The sequence below is a fragment of the Methylobacterium sp. WL116 genome, assembly GCF_008039455.1.
GTDB lineage: Bacteria > Pseudomonadota > Alphaproteobacteria > Rhizobiales > Beijerinckiaceae > Methylobacterium.
This window is the reverse complement of record NZ_VRUV01000549.1, coordinates 1-2,881: the sequence shown is the minus strand read 5'-3', so window position 1 is coordinate 2,881 and position 2,881 is coordinate 1. Positions and strand designations below refer to the sequence as shown.

Annotated in this window: 2 protein-coding genes and 1 pseudogene; all 3 read left to right on the top strand. The window is 72.2% G+C overall.

The window, feature by feature from the left end:
* Positions 1-195, top strand: a pseudogene (gene bchD / locus FV223_RS24305) (magnesium chelatase ATPase subunit D); the annotation flags it as partial.
* A gap of 48 nt (positions 196-243) precedes the next feature.
* On the top strand, positions 244-1,200 hold the full coding sequence (gene bchO, locus FV223_RS24300) for an alpha/beta fold hydrolase BchO (protein ID WP_147729377.1): 957 nt from the start codon (positions 244-246) through the stop codon (positions 1,198-1,200).
* 9 nt (positions 1,201-1,209) lie between these two features.
* On the top strand, positions 1,210-2,736 hold the full coding sequence (locus FV223_RS24295) for a phytoene desaturase (RefSeq protein ID WP_147729376.1): 1,527 nt from the start codon (positions 1,210-1,212) through the stop codon (positions 2,734-2,736).
* The last annotated feature ends 145 nt before the right edge of the window (positions 2,737-2,881 follow it).

Sequence of the window (2,881 nt, the reverse complement as noted above, 5' to 3'; positions counted from 1 at the left end):
GCCGAGGACGCGCTCGCCGCGGCCCGGCGCTTCCGCGCGGCGGCGTTCTCCGCGATCCTGATCGACACCGCGCCGCGCCCGCAGGATTCGGCGCGCGCCCTGGCCGAGGCGATGGGCGCCCGCTATCTCCCGTTGCCGCAGGCCGACGCCCGCAAGCTCAGCGCCGCGGTGCGGGCGGCGGGCGCGGCGGCGTGACGGCTCGCATCGGCAGGTCCTTCAGGAAACCAGGTCCTTCAGGAAACCATGACACGCATGTCCGAGGACCGCCCGGACTGGGAGCGCGACGGGCGCGACTGGCCGCATCGCGACGCCAGCCGCTTCGTCGAGGCTTCCGGCCTGCGCTGGCACGTGCAGGCGATGGGGCCGGCCGACGCCCCCGTGCTGCTCCTCGTCCACGGGACGGGCGCGGCGACGCATTCCTGGCGCGGGCTGATGCCGGCCTTGGCCGGGCGCTTCCGCGTGATCGCGCCGGACCTGCCCGGCCACGGCTTCACCGATCCGCTGCCGGCCGGCCGCCTGTCGCTTCCCGGCATGGCGTCCGCCCTGGCCGACCTGACGACGCAGCTCGACGTGAGGCCGGTCGTGGCGGTCGGCCATTCGGCGGGCGCCGCGATCCTGGCCCGGACCTGCCTCGACGCGCGGCTATCGCCGAGGCTACTGGTGGCGCTGAACGGCGCCCTCAAGCCGTTCCCAGGTCTTGCCTCGATCCTGTTCCCAAGCATGGCGCGGATGCTGTTCCTCAATCGGATGACGCCGAAGATCTTCGCCTGGACGGCGGACCGCGCCGCGGTGCAGCGGCTGATCCAGGGCACCGGCTCGCGCATCGACCCCGTCGGGCTCGACCTCTATCGCCGCCTGTTCCGGAAGCCCGCCCACGTCGCCGGAGCGCTCGGCATGATGGCGAACTGGAACCTCGACGCCCTTGACCGCGCGCTGCCGCGGCTCGGCGTCCGCACGCTGCTCGTCGTCGGCTCCGACGACAAGGCGATCGCGCCCGACACCGCCTTCGCGGTGCGCGACCGCCTGCCCGATGCCCGCGTCGAGCTGATGCGCGGCCTCGGCCACCTCGCGCACGAGGAAGCGCCCGAGCGCGTCACTGCGGCGATCCTCGCGGAGTTCGACGCCCTGACCGCAGCCGAGGCGCCGCGGTCCGCCCGAGCCTCAGAAAGGCCCTTGCCTGAGGTCGGCAATCGACCTTAGTGTCAAACCATGTTGACACTCGATGCGTCGGTACCGTTGACACATGCGGATCGCCGGCCCCACGCCGTCGTCGTGGGCAGCGGTTTCGGCGGGCTCGCCGCCGCGATCCGCCTCGGTGCCCGCGGCTACCGGGTCACGGTGCTGGAACGGCTCGACAAGCCGGGCGGGCGGGCCCGCGTCCACCGGCAGGACGGCTTCACCTTCGACGCCGGCCCGACCATCGTTACCGCGCCGTTCCTGTTCGAGGAACTGTGGACGCTGTGCGGGCGGCGCATGGCGGACGACGTCACCCTGGTGCCGATGCGGCCCTACTACCGCATCCGGTTCGACGACGGCGCCACCTTCGACTATTCCGGCGACCTGGCCGCCATGCGGGCGGAGGTCGCCAAGTTCTCGCCCGCCGACGTGGCCGGCTACGAGCGCTTCATGGCGCAGAGCGAGGCCATCTTCCGCGTCGGCTTCGAAGAGCTCGGCCACGTGCCCTTCGGCCGCATCCGGGACATGCTGCGGATCGCGCCGGACCTCGTGCGGCTAGGCGGCCACCGCAGCGTCTACGACGTGGTGGCGAAGTACATCCGCGACGAGCGCCTGCGGACCATCTTCAGCTTCCACCCGCTGCTGATCGGCGGCAGCCCGTTCCGGGCGAGCGCGATCTACTGCCTGATCGCCCATCTCGAGCGGCGCTGGGGCGTGCACTTCGCCATGGGCGGCACCGGCCGCCTCGTCAACGGCCTCGTCGGCCTGATCGCGGGGCAGGGGGGCGCCCTGCACTGCGACGCGGAGGTCGCCGAGATCACCGTCGCCCGCGGCGCGGCCACCGGCGTGCGCCTGGCCGACGGCACGACGATCGCCGCCGACATCGTCGTCTCGAACGCCGATTCCGCCCACACCTACCGCAATCTGATCCCGGCATCCGCCAGACGGCGCTGGACCGATCGCAAGGTCGACAAGGCCCATTCCTCCATGGGCCTGTTCGTCTGGTACTTCGGAACGAAGCGGAAATATCCGGACGTCGCCCACCACACCATCCTGATGGGGCCGCGCTACCGCGCGCTGATCGACGACATCTTCCGCAGGAAGCACCTCGCCGACGACTTCTCGCTCTATCTCCACCGGCCGACCGAGACCGACCCGATGCTGGCGCCGCCGGGATGCGACGCGTTCTACGTGCTCTCGCCGGTGCCGAACCTCGCCGGCGGCCAGGATTGGGCGGCGCTCGCCGAGCCCTACCGCCGGCTCATCGAGGCGTCCCTTGAGGCGACCGTGCTGCCGGGCCTCTCGGCCGAGCTCGTCACCTCGAAGGTGACGACGCCGCAGGATTTCCGCGACGATTTCCTGAGCTTCCGCGGCTCCGGCTTCGGGCTGGAGCCGGTGCTGACGCAGTCGGCGTGGTTCCGTCCGCACAACGCCTCGGAAGACGTGCGCAACCTGTTCCTCGTCGGCGCCGGAACCCATCCCGGCGCCGGCCTGCCCGGCGTCCTGTCCACGGCCCGCGTCCTCGATACGGTGGTTCCCGATGCGCGCGTCTTCGCCTGAGTCGCTTCCGGCCGCGTTCCTGGCCGCCCTGCGCCCGGCCTCGTCGCACGCGTCGGAGGCCGACCACGCCGCCTGCCGCGCCGCGATCCGGGCGATGTTGGTGAGCTGCATCGCCACGCCGAGGTCGCAGGCCCGCGCCAGCACG

Excerpts from the sequence above, each read along its gene's own strand:
- FV223_RS24295 (WP_147729376.1), top strand. The coding sequence starts at position 1,210 with ATGTTGACACTCGATGCGTCGGTACCGTTGACACATGCGGATCGCCGG.
- bchO (WP_147729377.1), top strand. The coding sequence starts at position 244 with ATGACACGCATGTCCGAGGACCGCCCGGACTGGGAGCGCGACGGGCGC.